This window comes from Bacillus sp. FSL W8-0640 (genome assembly GCF_038007725.1).
Lineage (GTDB): Bacteria > Bacillota > Bacilli > Bacillales > Bacillaceae_G > Bacillus_A > Bacillus_A cereus.
In genome coordinates this window covers 2,118,973-2,139,116 of the sequence record NZ_JBBOXT010000001.1, presented here as the reverse complement: position 1 = coordinate 2,139,116, position 20,144 = coordinate 2,118,973, and the positions used below count along the sequence as shown (strand labels likewise).

Sequence of the window (20,144 nt, the reverse complement as noted above, 5' to 3'; positions counted from 1 at the left end):
CTAATTTTATTTGAGAAATAGAAAAAACGAGCTGTACATAAATACAGCTCGTTACTATATGATATTTATTTCACTATCTCTTAAATATAATTTTTATATAAAACTTATTCATTTTTAATAAAGTTATTATTTTACATAATTAAATTGAATTTCTTCCATTTCCTCATGATAACTTACAAATAAATCATAGTTTTGAAAATACCAAAGATCATCAGAATCTACAAAAAATATAATACCTTCCTTCTCAACTGACACTATTTCGCCATCAGGTTTCTCAGCAACAACCCCTAAAGAATATCCGGGCTGAATTGAACTATCCCCTCCGTACCTTACAGTAAAACGTACAGATTCACCGTGCTTTATACGTAATTCTTCCTGGAACCATTGCAGAGCTTTACGATCAATTGAAATTCTCATCTTTATTCCTCCAGTTTACGCAAACTCTTTTTTTCCTAATCGTTGTTTTACAAAGAAGACGAAAATAATTAAGGCTATCAATGCTGAAATTGCACTCCCTGAAAATAAAATACGATAACCAAACATTTGTGAAACAACTCCAAGTAAAATAGCACCTAACCCGATTCCTAAATCAAACGCTGTAAAAAATGAAGCATTTGCAACTCCTCTTTTACTCGGATCGACAATTGTAAGCATTGCCGCTTGCAAAGCTGGCTGCGCTGAACCAAATCCAATACCGTATAATGTTGCTGCGATAATTACACCTATCAAACCATTTGAGATAGTTAAAACAACTATAGCTAAAATAGTAATACATAATGCTGGAAGTATGATGAATACTTCTCCATACTTATCTAATAGTTTCCCTGAAATTGGTCTTACAATTGTTAATGCAATTGCATATACAAGAAAGAAAGTTCCCGGGTTTACATGAATTGATGATGCAAATAACGGTAAAAAGGTTGTTATTCCTCCATATGCAAACGATAAAAAGAATACTACAATCGTGATTGTTAATACGGATTTCTCAAATAGCTGAATTTTCCCTTTTTCTTTTTGTGGCGTAAATGGGATCTTCGTTATTAATGATAATACAACTGCCATAAAAGATAACAACGTCGCTAATAAAAATAGACCATCAAATGAATAATTTTGCACAACCCATAATCCAATCATAGGTCCAATCGCCATTGCAATTGTCATCGCCATCCCATACCAACCCATACCTTCACCGCGGCGTGAATCTGGAATAATATCCGTTATTGCTGTTCCAACAGCTGTTGTAGAAACAGCCCATGTTACTCCGTGAATAACACGTAAAACAGCTAAAAGGACAATAGTCGATGCTATATTATAGGAGTACATCGTTAAGCCAAAAAAGATGAGTCCGAAAATAATAAAGGATCTTCTACCATATTGATCTAACATTCCTCCAATAATCGGTCGTATTACAACAGCAGCTATTGTAAACATCCCCATCATAAGTCCAACTTGCGATTCATTGCCACCTATCTCTTTAATAAAGAGCGGGAGCGTTGGAACAAGTAAATAAAATCCTGTAAATAAAAATAACATTGCGAAAGTCATTTGAATAAATGATTTCGTCCATAATCGTTCCATAAAAATACCTCCATACACTCGTAAAATATTACGATTAACACCCTCATTGTATATTTTTTTTATCTCTTTTCCCTCCGCAAATAGACGTATCTTTTCATATTAAATAGTCCACCATCAGCTTACATTAGTCTTAAGACTTTGTACGCATATTTTAAACGAAAGTCCTATATATGTACCTTTATACGTGTGAAAAGAATATACTAATTTATTATCACAACTTAGGAGTGATTATTTTATGTGGGTATTATCATCAAGAGTAACTGTCGCGGTTCCTTCGATACCCGAAATACATGCCCCCGCCGTTCATACAGCAAGTTCCGATGTCGGCATTGAACTTCCAGCAATTTGGCAACAATACCAATCACCAGGTCAAGCTACCCCTTCATTTTGGCATCATGGTGCCCATCCAAGTAGCACTACCTTTTATCATCCTAGCCACGCTCCACTACCTCAGGCTCAAGTCTTTTATCATTTCCCATCAATTTATTTTCAAAATTTTTATGGTACGTTTAACATTTAAAACACATCATTTCATAGCTACTACATTTAAACGAAAAAAGCACTTAAGATTGTAATTTTCACAAATCTTAAGTGCTTTTTAATATTTTTTATAAATTTTTCTTATTGCCCATTATTAGCAGGGGTCTCTCCTGCATTACCGCCAGTCTCTGGTGGTGTGGTCGCTGGTGGAGTTGTATTTCCTTGACCTCCTCCATTATTTGCCGGAGGTGTCGTATTTCCTTGACCTCCTCCGTTATTTGCTGGAGGTGTCGTATTTCCTTGACCTCCTCCATTATTTGCTGGAGGTGTCGTATTTCCTTGACCTCCTCCATTATTTGCTGGAGGTGTCGTATTTCCTTGACCTCCTCCGTTATTTGCTGGAGGTGTCGTTCCTTGGCCATTTCCATTATTTTGTTCTTCTTGTTTCTTTTGCTCTTCTAGTTTCTTTTGTTCTTCTTGCTTCTTAAGTTCCTCTTGTTTCTTTTGTTCTTCTTGTTTTTTCAGTTCTTCTTGTTTCTTTAATTCTTCTTGCTTTTTCTCTTCTTCAGTTTTTTGCTGTTGATCTTGTTTTGGTTGCTCCGTTGTATCCGGTACGCTAGTATTTGGCGATGAATCACGTTTTTCACCTTTTATACGTAGCTCACTACCTTCTTGAATAACGCTACTTGGCATTTTAAAGCGTGATTTATCTGTAGCCATTTCGCTCATCATTTCTTTAAAGATTAACTGTGCAATTTTCGTATTTTTACTACTAATATACTCGTCTTTACCATCTTTCATATACCCAGTCCATACTGCCATCGTATATTGCGGTGTATATCCAGCAAACCAACTATCACGAGTTGCACTTTCTGGAATTTTATATTGAGCTAATTGCTTTGATGAATAGTTTGTCGTACCCGTTTTACCAGCTACATCTAAAGAGCCTACATTTGCCGATGTACCAGTACCTGATGTAACTACAGAACGAAGCATATCAGTAATCATGTATGCGGTAGAATCTGTCATAACTTGTTTTGGTTTTTGTCCAAAACTTTGTGACTTACCGTCTGGATAAACGACTTTCTTAACAAAATGCGGTTTCGTATATTTACCTTCATTACCAAATGCCGCATAAGCACCCGCTATTTCAGTTGGCGATACTTCATTTGTACCAATCGCTGTCGATTCTGTCGGTGCTGTATTAAATGTAATACCTAGTTTCTCAGAGAATTCTTTTGATTTACTAATCCCTACTTCTTTTGCAGTTTTAATTGCAGGAATATTACGCGACATTTTTAATGCTTCACGCATCGTAATTGGACCCATATGACTTCTATCTGCATTTCGAACTTCTTGACCCGTTGAATACTTAAATGGAGAGTCATCGATTTGATGATACGTAGCCCATTTTAAATATTCAATTGCAGGAGCATAGTCGAAAATTGGCTTCATCGTTGAACCAGCTGCACGATCTAATTCAATTGCCATATTATGCCCTTTAAATACAGCTTTATTTTCTCCACGGCCACTACCTATAGCACGAACTTCTCCTGTTTTCGTATCCATAAATGTGAATGCACCTTGGAATTTATCGTTTGGATAATCAATGATATTATTATTTAAAATATTATCAGCAAGTTTCTGTGCTTTCGGATCTAACGTTGTATAAATTTCTAAACCGTCAGAACCAATATTAGCATCTGGCAATTCTTTTTCTACTTCTTTCACAACTGCATCCATAAATGCAGGGTATGGCATTGTTTGTAGTTGAGCTGCAGGCTTAAGCCCCTTTTCTACGTCAACTTTTGATGCTTCTTCCATTTCCTGTTTTGTTATATATCCATGTCGGTTCATTAAACTTAGAACAACATTTCTTCTTTCTGTTGCTTTTTGAACATTTTCTTTTTTCGTTGGATCATAGTTATTCGGTGCTTTCGGTAAACCTGCAAGCATCGCAACTTCTGGTAATGTTAAGTCCTTCAATTCTTTACCATAGTAGTTTTGTGCTGCTGTTGCGATACCATATGAACGATTACCTAAATTAATTTTATTTAAGTACATCTCTAATATTTCATGTTTTGAATACTGTTGTTCTAGCTTATAAGCTAAATATATTTCTTGCGCCTTACGCTTTGGTGTTTTGTCCATTGATAAGAAGTAGTTTTTAATAACTTGCTGCGTTATCGTACTTCCACCTTGAGAGCCATAATCTCCTTTAAGGCTCACTAAAACAGCACGGGCAGTACCTTTAAAGTCTACTCCGCTATGCTCATAAAAACGTGAATCTTCTGTCGCTAAAAATGCATTTTCTACTAATTTAGGTATTTGATCATACGTAACATTCGTCCTTTTTTCTTTTCCATATTCATATACCAAATCCCCGTTTTTATCATAAATTTTTGAGGATAACGGATTAACAAGTTTTGCTTTTTCCAGTTTTGGTGCGTCCTTAATCATTACGAAAAAGGTAGCAACCCCCGCCACTAAACCTACAATACCAAGTAATAAACAAGTAATTAAAAACTTGCGGAAAAATGATGTTTTACCTTTTGGTTTTTGTGTTTTAGAAGCTGGTTGTTTTTTCTTTTTAACTTGTCGTCGCTCCTCGCGAGAACGATAATTTTCTGACATGTTACTTTCTCCTGCCTTTCAATTCTCCCGTTGATTTAATTTAAAATATTGAGGTCACTTTCGTAAATACGTTTAGGCAAGAAAGTGTACTGACCTGGAGCATTCAATATTTTCCCAATTCACAGATTACAAATTTTAGAATGGCTCTTATACATGCTATTTTCACTTCTAATTTTCTAATAATGCTGCCCCTTTTAGCATAATAATGAAAGAAGTGAATTTTTATTACCTCGTATAAATAATATACCTTTTTTTCAAATGGTCAATATTTTCTTATTAATAAATCAAAGGTGAAATAAAAATAGCATATCGATATGAACTTCGTGTGAACTTACTTATAATTACGTATAACCAATATTAAATATATTGAATATAGGTATAATACCTCTTTAATTATAAAGATTTCAACACCACAATACCGTTACCTACAAAGAATTATTAAAAATGAAAAATAAGGAGTTGCATAATAATGAAGCTATCTCCGGTTACCTCAAAAAATATAGTTGCTGTTGGTTATAATCCTTTTTCTATGATTTTGCGAATCCAATTAAAGCATGGTATGTATGATTTCTTTAATGTACCAGAAAGCATTTATACTGGCCTATTACATGCACAATCTAAAAGTTATTATCATAATACTTACATTAAAAATTCTTTCCGCCACACAAAAATTTAAACTTAACACCCACTAAAAAAGAAAGGAGGTTAATCCTCCTTTCTTTTAAAAACATTTGGCAGATGAATTATCTTCGATTTCTCTTATTAATTTCATCATATGCTTGAATTTGTTTTTTCAAACGCCGATCAGCTTTTTTATCATGCACTACAAGAATTGCGTGTATAACTCCTGGAACCCAAAATATTAATGTTAATATGAAATTTATGATTGCCTGAATTGGTTTTCCACAAAATAATACAGCAACAGGTGGAAGAAGAATTGCTAATAAATACATCATCCCTTGAAAACTCCTTATTTTGTATTTTATATATCACTTTTCAAAATATACGCAAAAAAACCTACTACCATTTTAATCTTAACCTGCCTCTAAAATCAATGTATCTCCTTCTATTTATATAAGTATTTCAGACTTTTTATTGTTTTCTAGCCTATTTTCTTCCTCTATTGCAGTTACTCCAATTGCAGAAATTAACGTTCCTATCGCTTGTATCCAAATACCAATGAGTGCAATGATTCTCTCATCCCTCTTATCAAAAATACTATCTTCATTTTCTCTCTCATCTTTCAATACATTTAAAACACCTTGATACGCTTGTAATCCAGCCCCTAAACTTTGCATGGAGTTACCCAGTATAATAATTTTCTGTAATACATTTATATCCACCAAAGCTGCTTCTACTCCTAAAAAAGCACCGATCGATTGTAAACTGTTCCCTGTAATGATAAGATAATCATTTTCTTTCAATTGTTCATTTATATTAAAATATGTTCCTATTACATTTGATATATTGCCTAATGCTAATAACTCAATTCCTATCTGATCAAGTAATTTACTTTGATTCTCTAAGCCTATATTTTGATTTTCTCTTTTTTCTTCCCCATCATCATACTTGCTCGCAATGATTTGTAATATATATCCGAGGGCTTGTAATGAGCTTCCTACAATAACAAGATCCGATTCAACTTTCTCTTCTCCAATAAATCCTCTTGTCGTTCCAATAGCAGCTGTAAGATTCCCTCCCACTTGAAACCATGCCCCTGTCACTTTTAAACTGCTTGGATTCATTTTTATCACCTATTCAAATATTTTCTAAAGCTTTCAAAACAAACAAATCTCACCCTTAATCTTTTATTTTATTTTTCAGATGTAATTTTGTGAATGATATAATGTGCTACTAATATAAAAAGCACCTTAAAGGTGCTTTTTATACGCATGCTGGGCATGTCAATGAATCTCCATTTTTATCTATTGTTATATTCAATATATATTCAATTGCTTTATGTGACCAAGTTTCAGGTGTAGGCGATTCATTTATATATTGTGGCGCACATGACTTCAGCATTGGAGTACTAATACTCCCTCCAGGATCTAAAGCAACTACAGCCATGCCATGGGGTAATTCCAGGGCCATAGATTTAGTGATACCCTCAATTGCAAATTTCGAGGCACAATATGGCGCAAGCTCAGCTTCACCTTCTCTCCCCCAACTAGAACTCATATTAATGATAATTCCTTCTTTCCTAGCTACCATTGCGGGAACAAACGCTCTTATTACATTTACTACACCATTCACGTTTACATTCATTACATTTTCGAATTCTTGAGCCGTAATTTTCCAAAGTTGTGCATTTTGATTTACAATCGATGCATTATTTATTATCAGATTGGGAGCCGTATGTCTATTAAATATATAATTTGCCCAGTTATTAACTTGCTGAGAATCTGAAACATCAATTACTTGGAAATCATGTATTTTACTGTACTGTTTTTTTAGTTCTTCAATTTTATCTTTTGAACGTCCACAACCATATATGTTCCACCCTAATTCATGAAATCGATCAACCATCGTACGTCCTAACCCTTGTGTCACACCTGTAATAATTACAGATTTACTAATTTCTTTTCGCTTCATTTCTCTCATCCTCCTTCCCTATATCTTACTCTCTTCATTTTTATTCAGCGATTTACTATAGTATCAACTCAACTCATACTTTAGTAATGGTTTTGATATTGCATACATAAGTAAAAAAAGTAACCATCATGGTTACTTTTTGCTATATATCTAAAAATTCATTGTTTATTTCATTATTGTTTTTACATTTAAACTTCTCTTTTCCACATTTCTCACACCGGTAAATATAAACTACACCTAATGTACCTTTTTTAAAATCCTCATTATCCTGCATCTTAATAAAAATATATTTATGTTTACAATGCGATTCACCCAAATAATTTTTAAACCACTTTTTCAACACAACACATTCCACCTTTATGATAGAACCTTTATTTAGCTGCTTTATTACATACTTTTATTTAAATGTTCAATCTCATCTTGCAATTTTTTAAATTGCTCAAAATGCATGGTAATAGATTGGCTACTACCATAATCAACATTTTGTTTCACTAATATAACACCCGTATCATGAAAAAGCGCTTCAAGTTCTTTCCTAATAGACACTTTCGCAATATGGGCTGTTTTAATTGCAGATAAAATTGCAATTTCATTAAACTTTAATTTTATTTCATTTGGACAAAATGCGTCTTCAACTAATATAACTTCATTACTATAAATTAATGCAACAAGATTACTTGATTTGGCATCTGTTAAATCAACTTTTTTCATAATATCTTTCATTACATTTTGCCTCCTTTATTTTCATATATATCAATTATACAAATTTTTTCAAAAAATTACTCAACTTTATTATATTAATTTTAACACACTTTTATTGAAATCCACGCTCCAAACGTTTTACTATTCCACAATTTTTATTGTATGAACCATCTGGACTATAACTCCATATAGTAATGTTAACAACTTATTATAAAGCAGGTGAAAATTATGCCATCAGTTGTAGGAAATTTAGTTGTACAAAATAGCAATGGATCATTTAACTTAGGTGATTTCTACAACGTATCTCCGAAAGAAAATACGAAAGCTTATAATGGTTCCGGCGCATCAAACGTTGGTTTTGTTGTTAATACTTTTAGCGGTGTTAGCGCGACCAATACATTTGATTCTGACCTTGCAGATCAAAACCAAGTGGGTACAGCCTAATCTTATGTTCAACTTTCTGTATAGAAAATTTTAATTTGTCTATACTATAATCAGGCTGTTTGACAGCTCTTGTCGATTTTGGAGTAACCTATCTTTTTCTCCCTTTCCCTGGGGCTCAGCAGCTAGCACGAAGCTAGCTGCTTTTTCTTGTATTATTTGTCTCATAAATCAGAAATAAAAGAAGCTGCCATTTAATACTCAGCTTCTTTTACGTTATTTCAATAATATCCATAGCGTTAAATACGTAAGTTTTATAAAAGGCGTCTGTACAAATTACAATTTGTTTTACCGGATTGATATGTACAACAGTCATGTAGCTTGTTAGTATGTAACCATCTTCAAAATATGTTACCAATATTTCTTTCTCAGACAATAATGACGTTAATAATTTATCAGAAATTCTCTCTTTTGCTTCATTTGTTAAAAGCGGTTTTTGTACTTTTAATTTCTCTCCAATAATCTTTCTCATATTTAAAAGTTGTTCGGACATTACTGTAAACGGAACCCACTCTCTTTCTTCTTTTTGTATCTTTACATCGTTCATTTTTTATCTCCTTGATCATTTATACATTTATTTAGCCATACTATCCCTTAGTTATTTTTAATACTTACTAAACTCGAATTTACTTCTAAACTATAATTAGGTTACTTCTTAAAAGAACATTCGTTCCTATTATACACGAACTTACGTTCTTTTGAGAAGAGCCATACTTATTATTTCTTAACAAAAAACATAATTTTATTTATCTCCATACTTTTTTCCTTTATCAAATAAACTTCTCATTTCTTATATAACATGCATATAACAACTAAAAGGCGACTTCACCCAAAGTGAAATCGCCTTTTTCTAAAAAATATTTCAAAGCTTATTTTTCTATCCTAACTAATGTTCTTTCTGGAATACATAATTCATCTATATTAAAATGTTTTATTTTTAAGTTCAATTCCCCTACTCGTTCCTTATCTTCATCACCAACCCAACAACTAAATAATTCGAAATAGTCTCTATCTTCCAAATAACCTTCCATAAAGTTAAAAGTTTTTCTTTCGCTTCTTTTTTTCCTTTACATTTTGCCACTCGACAAGTTCAATTCCCCCAACTAGTTGAAACCTCATATGTGTAATTTGTTTGGAATTGATACTCTTGTGCAATTTCAAGCATACTTTCATCTGAAAAACACGGTCCAAAAACAATTAAATCATTAGAATCTGAATCCGTTAACGGAATTTCTACATTACAACCTATGTAACTTGCTAAACTCATTTTATACTCCTCCAGTATTCGTATAAAAAATACTTCATAGTATATTTATTTACTTAAATATAAAATCCCTGCCTAAACGAAAAAGTTTTAAATTTTTATCGTTTATTAACCATCTATAACTGAAAACATATACTATGATGAACGAACTCACAAAGCATAAGAAAAGAGAGCATTTACAACACTCTCTTTTCTTACATACTCTATGGAACTTTACAAAACTGAATCAATGATTTTTATTATTATATTTTATTACATATACTTATGTTGTACTATTATATGTAACTCTCTCTCTGTATCCGCTTTTTTCGGATGACGAAAATAATTAAGTTCGTACTTTAACACTTTATACTCAACCATCCCGATTTTAATCCCTTTCGTTTCTTTTAATATAGCTAATAAATCACTTACATTTTCATCATATGACTCAAAAATTTTCGCGCCGCCCTCTCCTTGAAAGATTACTTTCATATATTCTCCACCACCTTAATTTATTGATGTGGTAAATGACGCGTTTAAAACGATTCATTCTTTATCCTAAAATTTTCATATAAAAAAGAACATCCTTTCCAATCGAATGCTCAGCTTTTTACTAATTATCCATGTTAAATATTTATTCAAAAACATTATATGTATTATTTTTTAAATTATGTTCGATATCCATTATTAAAGAGTAAATATATGTAATAAACTTGCATAATGAAAACCGTAGAATATCCACTTTCGTTGAAATAATTATAATCCATAATTTTCCATTGTAATTCTTAATATTTAAATGTAATATTGTATTGTCTTACTATCTATTTATAACTCACACACTAATTAGAAAAAGGGAACTCTATATGAGTTCCCTTTTCTAATTATGATTACAGTCATTATTTCTTTTCTAGAAATTTAAATGTATCTTTAAATTCTTTATTATTCACTTTAATATCAGCATCTTTCAATAAATCATTGACTACTTGTTGTTTCCATTTACCTGTCGTATCTTGTAGTCTTTGTTGTTCTATATCTTTACGAATTTTATCCTTTACTTCATCAAATGGCTTCAATTCTTTTTTATCCGTCACTTTAATAATATGGTAACCGTAAGTTGTTTTAACCGGCTCACTTACTTGGCCTGCATCTAATTTATACGCAGCTTCCTCAAATTCTTTCACTGTTTGTCCAGGGGCAAAACCAGATATTTCCCCGCCCTGTTCCTTTGAACCAGTATCTTCTGAATACTGTTTTGCTAAGGCAGCAAAATCTTCACCATTATTTACTTTCTCCTTTATTTCTTTAGCCGTTTTTTCATCTTTCACTAAAATGTGACTTACTTTCATTTCTGGTTTATAGTTATCTTTCACATCTTTATCTGTAACTGTTGCTTTAATTGCTTTCTCAAATGCAATTTCTGGCTTCATTTTTTCTTTTAATTCATCTTCATTTTTCAACCCAAGTTGTTCTAAAGTCGATTTAAAGTTTTCACCCATTTTATCTTTTGCTTCTTCTACTTTCTTTTTTGCTTCCTCATCTGAAACTTTATATTTATCTAGCAATGCCTTACTTAACATCATTTGATATAAAGTACTTTCTCCATATTGTTGTCGTAATTCTTTACTTAATTCTTTCTCTGTAACATTTCCTACTTTTGATGTTACTACGTTGTCTGAGGAACCACATGCAGATAATGCTAGCATCATGCATGAAATAATTGTTCCAATAAATATTTTCTTCTTTTTCAATTCAAATACCTCACTTTTATCATTATGCAAATTAACTATACACAGTCATTGTGAAAACAGTGTGTTTTCTACATGTAATTCATTTCATATGAGTTGACTATGTATCATGTATTTTCATTTTTAAATATAAAGAGCCTTCTTACTATGCATAGTAAGAAGGCTCTTTATATAATTCTCAAAAAAATATAGCTTCTATAGTTGCTTAATAATTACATGTTTTTCAGGTATCCAACTATTCTGTCCGATATCTACCGCATTTCCCACTCTACCCCACACTCGAAAAGATGTCGATCCATCTATGTTTCCTTTATAATTCATACATTCAGGCTCTTCATAATAATTTACTCCGTAACCGACAGGATATTTTGAAGTTGCATAAAACCATTTCACATTAAAATGTTTTAAATATACCCACTGCTTATCGTTCCCTAAACAAATCATATCTTGCTCACTGCCTCCCCAATAACCTGCTAAGATTAAATATGGAATTTTTTGAGTGAGTGTACCTGTAAATTGAGGATTCATGGGGTTTTCATATAAATTTATTCCATATCCATCAGGATATTTCGAAACTGCAATACCAATGCCATTCGGTTGCTGTGTATACACTATGTTAGATTGATTTGCTTTGTTCGAATTTATAAACCAAGAAAGTGACTTATTTCCTACTAATCGATTCAGATCACATTTCCCAATCCCAGGAACATTCCCTGAATCCGTATATTGCCACATATCGCATGGATATGCTGGCTTATTCCCTCCATAACGAGGGATCCATACGAAATCAGCTTCAATATTACGTGCTCCAAATGATAGATACGTGTGATGCCCTACATATAATCCTACTTTTTCCGCACCTAAACGGCGTAATTCATCAATAAATGCCTGTGTCCCGCCTTGCATATCTACCATCGTTTGAACTTCTACGTCCGCTACCCAAAACTTAGCAGATTGATCACCACGATTCCAAAAATCTTGTGCCTCTTTCTTTGCATCAGCAATAGATATAAAACGACAAAAAGCATAATTACCGAATGGGATACTATGCTTTTTCATTTCACTAACATAATTTTGATACATAAAATCCACCGTATTAGAGCCATCTTGAACTCTAGCAATCACTAAATCTAGCTGAGATGCTGCAATATCCCAATTGATAGTTCCATTCCATTTTGAAATATCTACAATATACCCCATACATTCCAGCTCCTTTTGAATGTCCTATTCATAGCTAGTTTTATTGTAAGCCTCCTCTCTCTAAAACTAGCTATCTATAATATAAATAAAAAGAATCTTTACCGTTTTTCAAAATATATTCTCTTTCAGAAATATTTCTATTAGCTTTAACATGTATGTCACAAAAAATATTCTCATATTCGAAATATACCTTACTATTTGTTATGTAGTCTCATCCTATCAATTTAGGTATTGAACATTTTTATAGATATTAGAAAAAATCCTCTTATATTATTAACTTAAAACTTCCAGTATCAATTCCCTTTCAGTTAATAAAAATCACTACTCATTTTCTATATATTATTAAGTCAAATGTTGAATTTTTTAATTCATTAAAATTTGTGATCCAAGGTGGCGAAAGCTGAACTTGTACATTTTCTTCCAATATTTTATACTACCTCCTTATACCATTCTTACTAACATAATATGTAACAAACTAAAAAATGCATTAGTTATATTAATTAAACATTTTATTTCACATTCTCAATTTCCCCTTTACATCTTTAAGCACTTTTACTACTATGAAATTCTTTATTATAAGCAAATCCACTGAAATTTCATATTATACTAATACGACTCTATATCCTTTAAATTATAATACTCAATATTAGGAGCTGATTTCATGGAAAAAAAACCTATCGTGTTTAAAATTCCACCAAATTCAAAACTAAAAGTTACATTTTTCGGTCCTTGTAACGAAGTAATTACAAATGTGTCTATAATTAATCAACTATGCACCCCTAAATGTCAAACTATCACGCAATATCCAGACTTTAAGAAATATGTAACTGAAGTACGATCGTTATCCCGTTGTTAGTCCGCATAATGCACGATTTTCACAACTTTGTTACCTAAAAATAACTGAGAAAGAAAATAACTGCATTCCTAGACTAAAATTACTCATTTTATGATATTCCATTGATAATTCATTGATTTTTTACACGTTTTTATTAAAAGAACATATATTATCGTATGGAGATTATCCACTCATAAAACCTATCTTTCTTTGGAGCGTACTTATTATGTATGCTCTTTTTTTATGTAACCGTCCCCCTTCTAAATTGGCCAACAATATATTAAAATTCTTTATATACTCAAGGAGGTCAAATATGTTCAAGCTGCATCCGATACTACTCATCTTAGGATTGATTTTGTTTTTATATAGTGTAATCGCCTTTACGCTATTCTTTTCAGTGTATTAGCATTCCCTACACAAATCTATGTTCAATATATAATTTCTATATAGTAAAGAAAAAACGTAATGATACGATCTTTTATGTATTCCGTCTTTCTTGTTCTATAAGAAAACTAGTAAACTTACTAACAATGAGTTTTCACAAGCATGTTACTTATTATTCTGTTTATTATCTGAAGAAGGTTGAAGCCCCTACAAATTAAACTACGCTTTACCTATTTACTTATATATTTTAGAAAAACAATAATAATCCCCCACCATTTGGTAAGGGGATTAACTAAACCTACTAAAAAGCATTTAATAGTCTGTTTTATTTAATTGGAGAAGGAAATCTTGCTGCTTCAAAATGTGCCCCATCTTCTAAAGGACTTAAAACCCCATCTATACTACTTTGTGCATAAATCTCAACTTCATCCCCTGCATTCAATTGAACAATCGTCGAAACACTTACGACATTTCCAAAACTTATTGGACCAAAAAAGTCATTATCTATAGCTATCGCTGCGTTTCCATTCACACGAATTTCTACACGCGCTCTATAATTTAAAGTTGGATCGTTTGGAAAGAAACCAATCGTTCCAATAATAGAATATACACCTTTAGTCTTCGGCGTAAAAATAGATGTTGCTGGATTATACTCATTCGCTAAATCAAATTGTTCATTTTGAAATAACACTTTCACAAAAGTATTAGCAGGAACATTTTGATTCACAGTATTTCTAGCTCTAAATGCCGATGCTCTAACAAGATTGTCCTTATTATCATGACACTTACTAGTGTTCTTACAACAATCATGATGCTTCTTTTTATACTCCTTACAATACTTACAGTAGTAATAACAAGACATACTAATTCCCCTTTCAAATTTATTACTACATATTATGTAAGATTGATTTATAAGGTTTGGACTAGCTATTTTTCTTATTCATAAGGGTGCTATTAATCTGCACCCTTATTTATATACACCACTTCATTCCTTACTAGTTATAAGTTGTATATAGTTCCATATGGAATAGTAAGAAAAGAACTTCCGTACGGTGTAACATGATGTACTGGGTAAAAATACTCTACGGATGAGTAATATGGTTGTACTCCTTGCTGCTGCATTTGCATTTGTTGTTGCATTTGCAATGCTTGTTGAATAGCTTGGACTGTACTTTGTGCTCCACTATATGTTATAGACGTACCATACGCTGGTCGCATGCCAGCTTCAGAATTAAAATATGAATAAAACATGATCTTCAACTCACTTCCGTATAATTTATTACAAATTATATTATGATTCTTTATTTCAGTAGGTACTATAAGCTAGTCCGCTCGCTTATATTCAAATGACAAAATAAAACAGTAGCTGCTAGACTACTTTGAATTCTTCTTATTACCAAATGAAATGATATACATATTCTCCTGTTACACGCTCATCGATTCCAGCAACCCTAACGAACCTAAGTAAATCCGCCCCTTGAAGAAAATATATCGACATCGTAACCGGTACTTGTGACCACATGAATTGAAAAAGCTCATTCACCCTCTGATTCGTCGTAATGATTAAATCATTTACAGGTCCATGATTCCATGCAGAGGTTTGAACTGAAGTGAAAGAAAGGTCTTTCCCATTAACCACTATTCTTGCCACGCTTTGAGTTATGTCCACAATACTCCCCTCCAACATTACAAAAATTGGACCTTTTTTAGTTCATATTATTATAAATATTCTTGACTGTAATAAATGTTTAAGGCAAATCCCTAATAAAGTGAAACTTTAATCAGTGGGGGTCTTACTGCCCGGTAATGCGGGATACAATTTTTTTATTCATATCCCTCAATTCCCATTACAACCATATAATTTCTAACCTAATTCAATTTTTGTAAAAGTTAAACCAGCAAATGTAAATTCCATAAAAGTATTAGAAAAATTAAACTTTACTTTTGAAGGTACTCTGAGAAAAAGCGAAAAATCAGCTGGAAAGCTTATCGATTTAAATATTTATTCGAAATTAATAAGCAATTAATTTTAGTCACTCTGCCCATACTCAATCAAAGTTTGGGCTTCTTTAATTTCTGTATAAAATTCAAAAGTTTGACACAATCCTGGAAAAAGCTTATAAAGAAAAGTGAGGTTCCGTTATTTTCACACTTAGTAGCGCAGTCATGTTACATACAATTTTATAAGTGTGAACGAACTACAAAACTAAAAAACAAATAATAAGTTTGCAACATGTTTGCAAATACGAATTTTGCATATAAATTCGTGTGATATTGAAAGGAGTTTTACTTATGAAAGAAATTAAAACAGAACAAGAATTCAAAGACATCATCGCAAGCGAGGAGCCAGTAGTTGTTAAGTTCTTTACTACATGGTGCCCAGATTGCGTACGTATGGACAACTTTATCGGAGATGTAATGGAAGAGTTCAATAAATTTGAATGGTATTCTATTAATAAAGATGAGTTTCCAAGTATCGCTGAAGAGTATCAAGTAATGGGTATTCCAAGTTTACTTGTATACCAAAACGGTGAGAAGCTAGGCCACTTACATAGTGCTAATGCAAAAACTGAAGAGCAAGTTACTGAGTTTTTAGAAGCATACTAAGTTGAAAGCCCTCTGGAAAATATTTTTCAGAGGGCTTTCATCTGTTTTCATAATTATCTTTTGACGTTTTTCATCGTTTAATGAATTACACCTTGTCATGATAAGAATAATACGTAGTAAGAAAAGTACTCGTTTCCTCATCCATCTACCCTCCTATCTCTTTAGTAAATAAACTCTAATTAGGTTCACACCCTAACTTTGTACTTTTCAACATATTTTTCCTTCACGAAACTTTGTTATCCCCTTCTTAAAAAGCTATAAAACGTCAACAATGTTTGTATAGACCCACACGACTTTCGTTTGATACTCTATTTATAGAAAGAAATTCCTTTAAAGAAAGGTGAGTGATTAAAATGGATACTCTTTCTCATAAAGAAGCTGATAAAGGTGCTATTGTCAGCATTATGGCCTACATATTTTTATCCTCTATGAAAATCATCATCAGTTATATTACCCTCTCTAGCGCATTACGTGCTGACGGTTTAAATAACTTAACGGATATCGGTGCTTCTTTAGCGATATTAATTGGTCTAAAAATATCTCGTAAACCTCGTGACCCAGATCATCCGTATGGGCATTCGCGGGCCGAACAAATCGCATCACTTGTTGCGTCCTTCATTATGGCAACAGTCGGATTAGAAGTTGTTATTAGTGCCATTCAATCTTTCTTAAATCCGAAACAAGCAGCGCCTAATATACTCGCTGCATGGGTTGCTTTATTTTCTGCTGTCGTTATGTACTGCGTGTATTTGTATACGAAAAAAATTGCAGCACGAACAAAAAGTAAATCATTAGAAGCCGCTGCAAAGGATAATTTATCAGATGCACTCGTAAGTATTGGTACCGTAGTAGGTATTGTCGGTTCTCAGTTCCAAATGCCTATTTTAGACCCTATTGCCGCTTTAATTGTCGGTCTTATTATTTGTAAAACTGCATGGGAGATTTTCGTAGAATCTTCTCATATGCTTACAGATGGAATTGATCCTGATAAAATGGAAGAATACGCTGATGCTATTGAGCATATTGGCGGTGTGGAAAACATTGTAGATATTAGAGCACGTATGTATGGGAATCAAACGTACGTTGATATTACAATTGAAGTAGATGCTCGCATGGATGTTGGAGAAAGTCACTGTATTACCGACAACATCGAAGCTATGCTTCGCAAAAAGTTTGGAATTTACCATGCACACATTCATGTTGAGCCAATGAAAAAAGAACCTATTATGACATAGGTTCTTTTTTTATGAACGTTTTATGGAATATAACACATAAAACGAGCCAGCTACCACCAGCTGCCCATCCTGCTAATATGTCAGATGGATAGTGCACGCCAAGATATATTCGGCTAACTGAAATAGATAATACAACAAAGCTTGCTATAAGAATAATTAACAATTTTTTATGCAACGAAATACGCTCTTCAGTAATTGTGACGTATGCAATAAATCCTAAAAAAGCAGTAGCATTCATCGTATGACCGCTCGGAAAACTATATCCAGTTGCAGTAACAAGCTGCGTGACATCAGGTCTTGCTCGTTCGTACCATAGTTTAAGCATACTGTTTAAATAACGAGATCCGTAGTAATTAATTGTTAGAAGTAACGCACTAAGCAACTTTTTTCTAACGAGAAAATACATTACAAGAATAATGAGTAATGGAAAATATATTCTTTTGGAACCGATAAAAGACACCCAAGTAAAATAGGTCGTCAAATAATCGTTTCGAAAGCTTTGAATAAAATGTGCGACTATATTGTCAAAGTTCTCAATACAAGCGGTATGATACGAAAGTGATAATACGACAAAACAAATGAGTAACGTAAAACTTAGCAAGTATAAATGTCGATATCGTTTCACATACATAACCTCACTATGCAAAAAAATGGAGCGGTTGTTTTAGTTTTCCTCTCCATTTCTTTTTTATGCATAGTTTATTTAAAAATATAATTATTAATTTTTTGCTTCATCTCAGGGATATCTTCTCTTGTTACAGTGAAGCGAATAACCTTCTCATCAAGATCAAGTGCCTCAGCGAATAAACCAGCTAATCCACGTGATTTTCTATCTACTTCCATAATTATTTCTAATCGGTCGTATGCACGTGGCAAAATTAATAATTCTAATTCATCTAATCTGCCGTAGTACTCTCCAGAAACCGGAATAAACTCAAATTCTTGTGCGAATGGAACTTGTTTACGTAATCGGTGCGGTAATTCTTCACATTCTATATGACGTGCTTTAAACCCTAATTCATTTACACTATCTAAAACACTACTTAATAATGCATTAGGTAACACTTGAACGTAGTCGCGGTCACTTGGGTCTATACTACGTTTAATATCAAGACCTGTATGAATCCAAACCGTTTTCATACCAAGTGTAAGTGGTGCTTCAATTGGCATTGGAAAAGAAAATGGAATGTCAACTGTTTCATTCGGTTTTACAGAAAAAGGTTCGGTTAAGCGTACTCGCTCTAAATCATATGTTGCTGTTACTTTTTTATCATCCACTTCTCGTACATACGACGTCGATAATGTTAAGTAAATGCTTTCAATTTGTTGGCTAATTGAACCTCCAGTTATATGAACCTTTCCAACTATTTCTTCCCCAACAATATACTCATCTTTTTCAAGAACAGTATCTACCTTTGCACTTCCAATACCAACGCTTGCTAAAAACTTTTGAAACATGGAGTCTCCATCCTTTCTAAAGCAGAAGCTACATCTTGTTTTAAATCTTGTACATTCTCATAGTACGGCGTTTTTATTTGTAACATTCGCATAAGCATTTCGCGATTATAATGTTCCAAAGTTAATTCTTCGTACCATGGTTTTTCCTGTTTTTCATTAGATTCATATCCTGCATATAATAAAAATAATGAGAAATGACCGAGCGCATAAAAGTCGCTACGAAATTGAACTTCTCGCATCAAAGCTTGTTCACCTTCGTAAGTTGTAACTCGCTCATCATCCTCACCTTTCCATTTAGCCAATCCAAAATCAATAATACTAATTTGATTTTCTTTCATTAATATGTTTGGAATGCGTAAATCTCGATGAATAATGCCTTCACTATGAAACACCGATACAATTTCTAATATTTCATATAAAATTTCAAAAACTTCACGTTCTGTATATACATACCCATCTATGAAAATATAATCTTCAAAATTTTTACCAGGCATGTACTCCATCACAAAGAAGCTCTTTTTCTCCCATAGGAAATGATCATATAGACTAGGAATTGCATGATGATTTAATGTTTGTAAAATCATTTTCTCTTGTTCAAATGATTTTCTACCAGACTCATATCTTTGTTTACTTTGTCTTAATTGTTTTAAGACTTTATATCTATTTATTTGTAAATCATTAACGACATATGTAACCCCATAACTGCCCATTCCAATTACTGATTCAATTTTATAACGCTCTGCAACAATTGTATTTTTTCGCAGTGGTCTATCAAATAATGCTAGTACACGACGCCATTTCATCAGCTACTTGAAAAGAAGCTACGGCTTTTACGTTTTCTTTTATAATGTTGATGTCCATAACCAGATGAACGTCGTTTATAATCGCTACTTGAATACGAGCGCCCTCTACGACGATAATCACTACTTGAATACGAACGATATTTTTTCTTTCCTAATAAAGAATCAATAATTTTTTTGAACATTCCTTCACCTCTTGAGTAAAATTTC

The 20,144-nt window shown here is 32.7% G+C and carries 26 protein-coding genes and 2 pseudogenes; 7 read left to right on the top strand and 21 right to left on the bottom strand.

What is annotated here, in order from left to right; all coding sequences use genetic code 11:
- Nucleotides 1-126: 126 nt before the first annotated feature.
- Nucleotides 127-417, bottom strand: coding sequence for a HesB/YadR/YfhF family protein (locus N2V80_RS11195; RefSeq protein WP_001222842.1), 291 nt, complete (start codon nucleotides 415-417; stop codon nucleotides 127-129).
- 15 nt (nucleotides 418-432) lie between these two features.
- Nucleotides 433-1,578 (bottom strand): MFS transporter, encoded by a 1,146-nt coding sequence (locus N2V80_RS11190; protein ID WP_000440662.1) that lies wholly within the window; start codon nucleotides 1,576-1,578, stop codon nucleotides 433-435.
- 235 nt (nucleotides 1,579-1,813) lie between these two features.
- Between N2V80_RS11190 and N2V80_RS11185 the strand changes: the two genes are divergently transcribed.
- Nucleotides 1,814-2,098 (top strand): hypothetical protein, encoded by a 285-nt coding sequence (locus N2V80_RS11185; RefSeq protein ID WP_000270101.1) that lies wholly within the window; start codon nucleotides 1,814-1,816, stop codon nucleotides 2,096-2,098.
- A gap of 101 nt (nucleotides 2,099-2,199) precedes the next feature.
- On the opposite strand, the gene N2V80_RS11180 is transcribed toward N2V80_RS11185, so the two are convergent.
- Nucleotides 2,200-4,692: a PBP1A family penicillin-binding protein gene (locus N2V80_RS11180; protein ID WP_065704216.1), complete on the bottom strand. Its 2,493-nt coding sequence runs from the start codon at nucleotides 4,690-4,692 to the stop codon at nucleotides 2,200-2,202.
- 469 nt (nucleotides 4,693-5,161) lie between these two features.
- Between N2V80_RS11180 and N2V80_RS11175 the strand changes: the two genes are divergently transcribed.
- Nucleotides 5,162-5,368: a KTSC domain-containing protein gene (locus N2V80_RS11175; protein WP_000777843.1), complete on the top strand. Its 207-nt coding sequence runs from the start codon at nucleotides 5,162-5,164 to the stop codon at nucleotides 5,366-5,368.
- 67 nt (nucleotides 5,369-5,435) lie between these two features.
- Here the strand turns inward: N2V80_RS11175 and N2V80_RS11170 are convergent, their stop codons facing one another.
- From N2V80_RS11170 to N2V80_RS11150, 5 genes are all read right to left on the bottom strand, one after another.
- A complete protein-coding gene (locus N2V80_RS11170; RefSeq protein WP_000990233.1) occupies nucleotides 5,436-5,648 on the bottom strand; it encodes a YqaE/Pmp3 family membrane protein in 213 nt (70 codons plus the stop codon).
- A 114-nt stretch (nucleotides 5,649-5,762) separates the two neighbouring features.
- Entirely contained in the window at nucleotides 5,763-6,437 is a 675-nt protein-coding gene (locus tag N2V80_RS11165) for a DUF6944 family repetitive protein (RefSeq protein ID WP_061655251.1), read from the bottom strand.
- A 139-nt stretch (nucleotides 6,438-6,576) separates the two neighbouring features.
- Nucleotides 6,577-7,284, bottom strand: a complete 708-nt coding sequence (locus N2V80_RS11160; RefSeq protein WP_061655252.1) for an SDR family oxidoreductase — start codon at nucleotides 7,282-7,284, stop codon at nucleotides 6,577-6,579.
- 142 nt (nucleotides 7,285-7,426) lie between these two features.
- Complete coding sequence (locus tag N2V80_RS11155; RefSeq protein ID WP_061655253.1) at nucleotides 7,427-7,627, bottom strand: hypothetical protein; 201 nt, start codon at nucleotides 7,625-7,627, stop codon at nucleotides 7,427-7,429.
- Nucleotides 7,628-7,671: 44 nt separating this feature from the next.
- Nucleotides 7,672-8,007: a hypothetical protein gene (locus tag N2V80_RS11150; RefSeq protein WP_000651907.1), complete on the bottom strand. Its 336-nt coding sequence runs from the start codon at nucleotides 8,005-8,007 to the stop codon at nucleotides 7,672-7,674.
- Nucleotides 8,008-8,214: 207 nt separating this feature from the next.
- On the opposite strand from N2V80_RS11150, the gene gerPF reads away from it, so the two are divergent.
- The gene (gene gerPF / locus N2V80_RS11145; RefSeq protein WP_001141569.1) at nucleotides 8,215-8,430 is read left to right on the top strand and encodes a spore germination protein GerPF; all 216 of its coding nucleotides are present in this window, start codon (nucleotides 8,215-8,217) and stop codon (nucleotides 8,428-8,430) included.
- Between the two features lie 208 nt (nucleotides 8,431-8,638).
- Here gerPF and N2V80_RS11140 read toward each other — a convergent pair whose 3' ends face one another.
- From N2V80_RS11140 to N2V80_RS11115, 6 genes and pseudogenes are all read right to left on the bottom strand, one after another.
- Nucleotides 8,639-8,974, bottom strand: coding sequence for a YolD-like family protein (locus N2V80_RS11140; RefSeq protein ID WP_001999741.1), 336 nt, complete (start codon nucleotides 8,972-8,974; stop codon nucleotides 8,639-8,641).
- Between the two features lie 322 nt (nucleotides 8,975-9,296).
- A complete protein-coding gene (locus tag N2V80_RS11135; RefSeq protein WP_167754510.1) occupies nucleotides 9,297-9,458 on the bottom strand; it encodes a hypothetical protein in 162 nt (53 codons plus the stop codon).
- A 4-nt stretch (nucleotides 9,459-9,462) separates the two neighbouring features.
- Nucleotides 9,463-9,694 (bottom strand): annotated as a pseudogene (locus tag N2V80_RS11130) (hypothetical protein).
- A 249-nt stretch (nucleotides 9,695-9,943) separates the two neighbouring features.
- Complete coding sequence (locus tag N2V80_RS11125; RefSeq protein ID WP_061655254.1) at nucleotides 9,944-10,162, bottom strand: hypothetical protein; 219 nt, start codon at nucleotides 10,160-10,162, stop codon at nucleotides 9,944-9,946.
- Nucleotides 10,163-10,566: 404 nt separating this feature from the next.
- Nucleotides 10,567-11,418: a peptidylprolyl isomerase PrsA gene (locus N2V80_RS11120; protein WP_000727342.1), complete on the bottom strand. Its 852-nt coding sequence runs from the start codon at nucleotides 11,416-11,418 to the stop codon at nucleotides 10,567-10,569.
- A gap of 192 nt (nucleotides 11,419-11,610) precedes the next feature.
- On the bottom strand, nucleotides 11,611-12,615 hold the full coding sequence (locus tag N2V80_RS11115) for a glycoside hydrolase family 25 protein (protein WP_061655255.1): 1,005 nt from the start codon (nucleotides 12,613-12,615) through the stop codon (nucleotides 11,611-11,613).
- Nucleotides 12,616-13,276: 661 nt separating this feature from the next.
- On the opposite strand from N2V80_RS11115, the gene N2V80_RS11110 reads away from it, so the two are divergent.
- Nucleotides 13,277-13,471 carry a hypothetical protein gene (locus N2V80_RS11110; RefSeq protein WP_000412557.1) on the top strand — a complete coding sequence of 65 codons (195 nt, stop codon included), beginning with the start codon at nucleotides 13,277-13,279 and terminating at the stop codon, nucleotides 13,469-13,471.
- Nucleotides 13,472-14,159: 688 nt separating this feature from the next.
- Here the strand turns inward: N2V80_RS11110 and N2V80_RS11105 are convergent.
- From N2V80_RS11105 to N2V80_RS11095, 3 genes are all read right to left on the bottom strand, one after another.
- Nucleotides 14,160-14,696: a C1q-like domain-containing protein gene (locus tag N2V80_RS11105; protein WP_002100961.1), complete on the bottom strand. Its 537-nt coding sequence runs from the start codon at nucleotides 14,694-14,696 to the stop codon at nucleotides 14,160-14,162.
- Nucleotides 14,697-14,833: 137 nt separating this feature from the next.
- On the bottom strand, nucleotides 14,834-15,085 hold the full coding sequence (locus tag N2V80_RS11100) for a DUF3947 family protein (protein WP_000500092.1): 252 nt from the start codon (nucleotides 15,083-15,085) through the stop codon (nucleotides 14,834-14,836).
- 142 nt (nucleotides 15,086-15,227) lie between these two features.
- Entirely contained in the window at nucleotides 15,228-15,503 is a 276-nt protein-coding gene (locus N2V80_RS11095; RefSeq protein WP_000355689.1) for a hypothetical protein, read from the bottom strand.
- Nucleotides 15,504-15,705: 202 nt separating this feature from the next.
- On the opposite strand from N2V80_RS11095, the pseudogene N2V80_RS11090 reads away from it, so the two are divergent.
- From N2V80_RS11090 to N2V80_RS11080, 3 genes and pseudogenes are all read left to right on the top strand, one after another.
- Nucleotides 15,706-15,861 (top strand): annotated as a pseudogene (locus N2V80_RS11090) (GNAT family N-acetyltransferase); the annotation flags it as partial.
- Nucleotides 15,862-16,126: 265 nt separating this feature from the next.
- On the top strand, nucleotides 16,127-16,441 hold the full coding sequence (locus tag N2V80_RS11085; RefSeq protein ID WP_000658787.1) for a thioredoxin family protein: 315 nt from the start codon (nucleotides 16,127-16,129) through the stop codon (nucleotides 16,439-16,441).
- 353 nt (nucleotides 16,442-16,794) lie between these two features.
- The gene (locus tag N2V80_RS11080) at nucleotides 16,795-17,676 is read left to right on the top strand and encodes a cation diffusion facilitator family transporter (RefSeq protein WP_000380380.1); all 882 of its coding nucleotides are present in this window, start codon (nucleotides 16,795-16,797) and stop codon (nucleotides 17,674-17,676) included.
- Here N2V80_RS11080 and N2V80_RS11075 read toward each other — a convergent pair.
- The 4 genes from N2V80_RS11075 to N2V80_RS11060 all read right to left on the bottom strand — a co-directional run bounded on the left by N2V80_RS11075 (nucleotide 17,666) and on the right by N2V80_RS11060 (nucleotide 20,119).
- Nucleotides 17,666-18,301 carry a phosphatase PAP2 family protein gene (locus tag N2V80_RS11075; protein ID WP_000833370.1) on the bottom strand — a complete coding sequence of 212 codons (636 nt, stop codon included), beginning with the start codon at nucleotides 18,299-18,301 and terminating at the stop codon, nucleotides 17,666-17,668. The two genes, N2V80_RS11080 and N2V80_RS11075, sit on opposite strands and share 11 nt — an antisense overlap.
- A gap of 74 nt (nucleotides 18,302-18,375) precedes the next feature.
- Nucleotides 18,376-19,134 (bottom strand): sporulation protein, encoded by a 759-nt coding sequence (locus tag N2V80_RS11070; protein ID WP_000486612.1) that lies wholly within the window; start codon nucleotides 19,132-19,134, stop codon nucleotides 18,376-18,378.
- A complete protein-coding gene (locus tag N2V80_RS11065) occupies nucleotides 19,116-19,937 on the bottom strand; it encodes a serine/threonine protein kinase (RefSeq protein ID WP_000872065.1) in 822 nt (273 codons plus the stop codon). The genes N2V80_RS11070 and N2V80_RS11065 overlap by 19 nt, the downstream gene beginning before the upstream one ends.
- Nucleotides 19,937-20,119 carry a hypothetical protein gene (locus N2V80_RS11060; RefSeq protein ID WP_000473371.1) on the bottom strand — a complete coding sequence of 61 codons (183 nt, stop codon included), beginning with the start codon at nucleotides 20,117-20,119 and terminating at the stop codon, nucleotides 19,937-19,939. Before N2V80_RS11060 ends, N2V80_RS11065 begins: the two co-directional genes overlap by 1 nt.
- Between the last annotated feature and the right edge of the window lie 25 nt (nucleotides 20,120-20,144).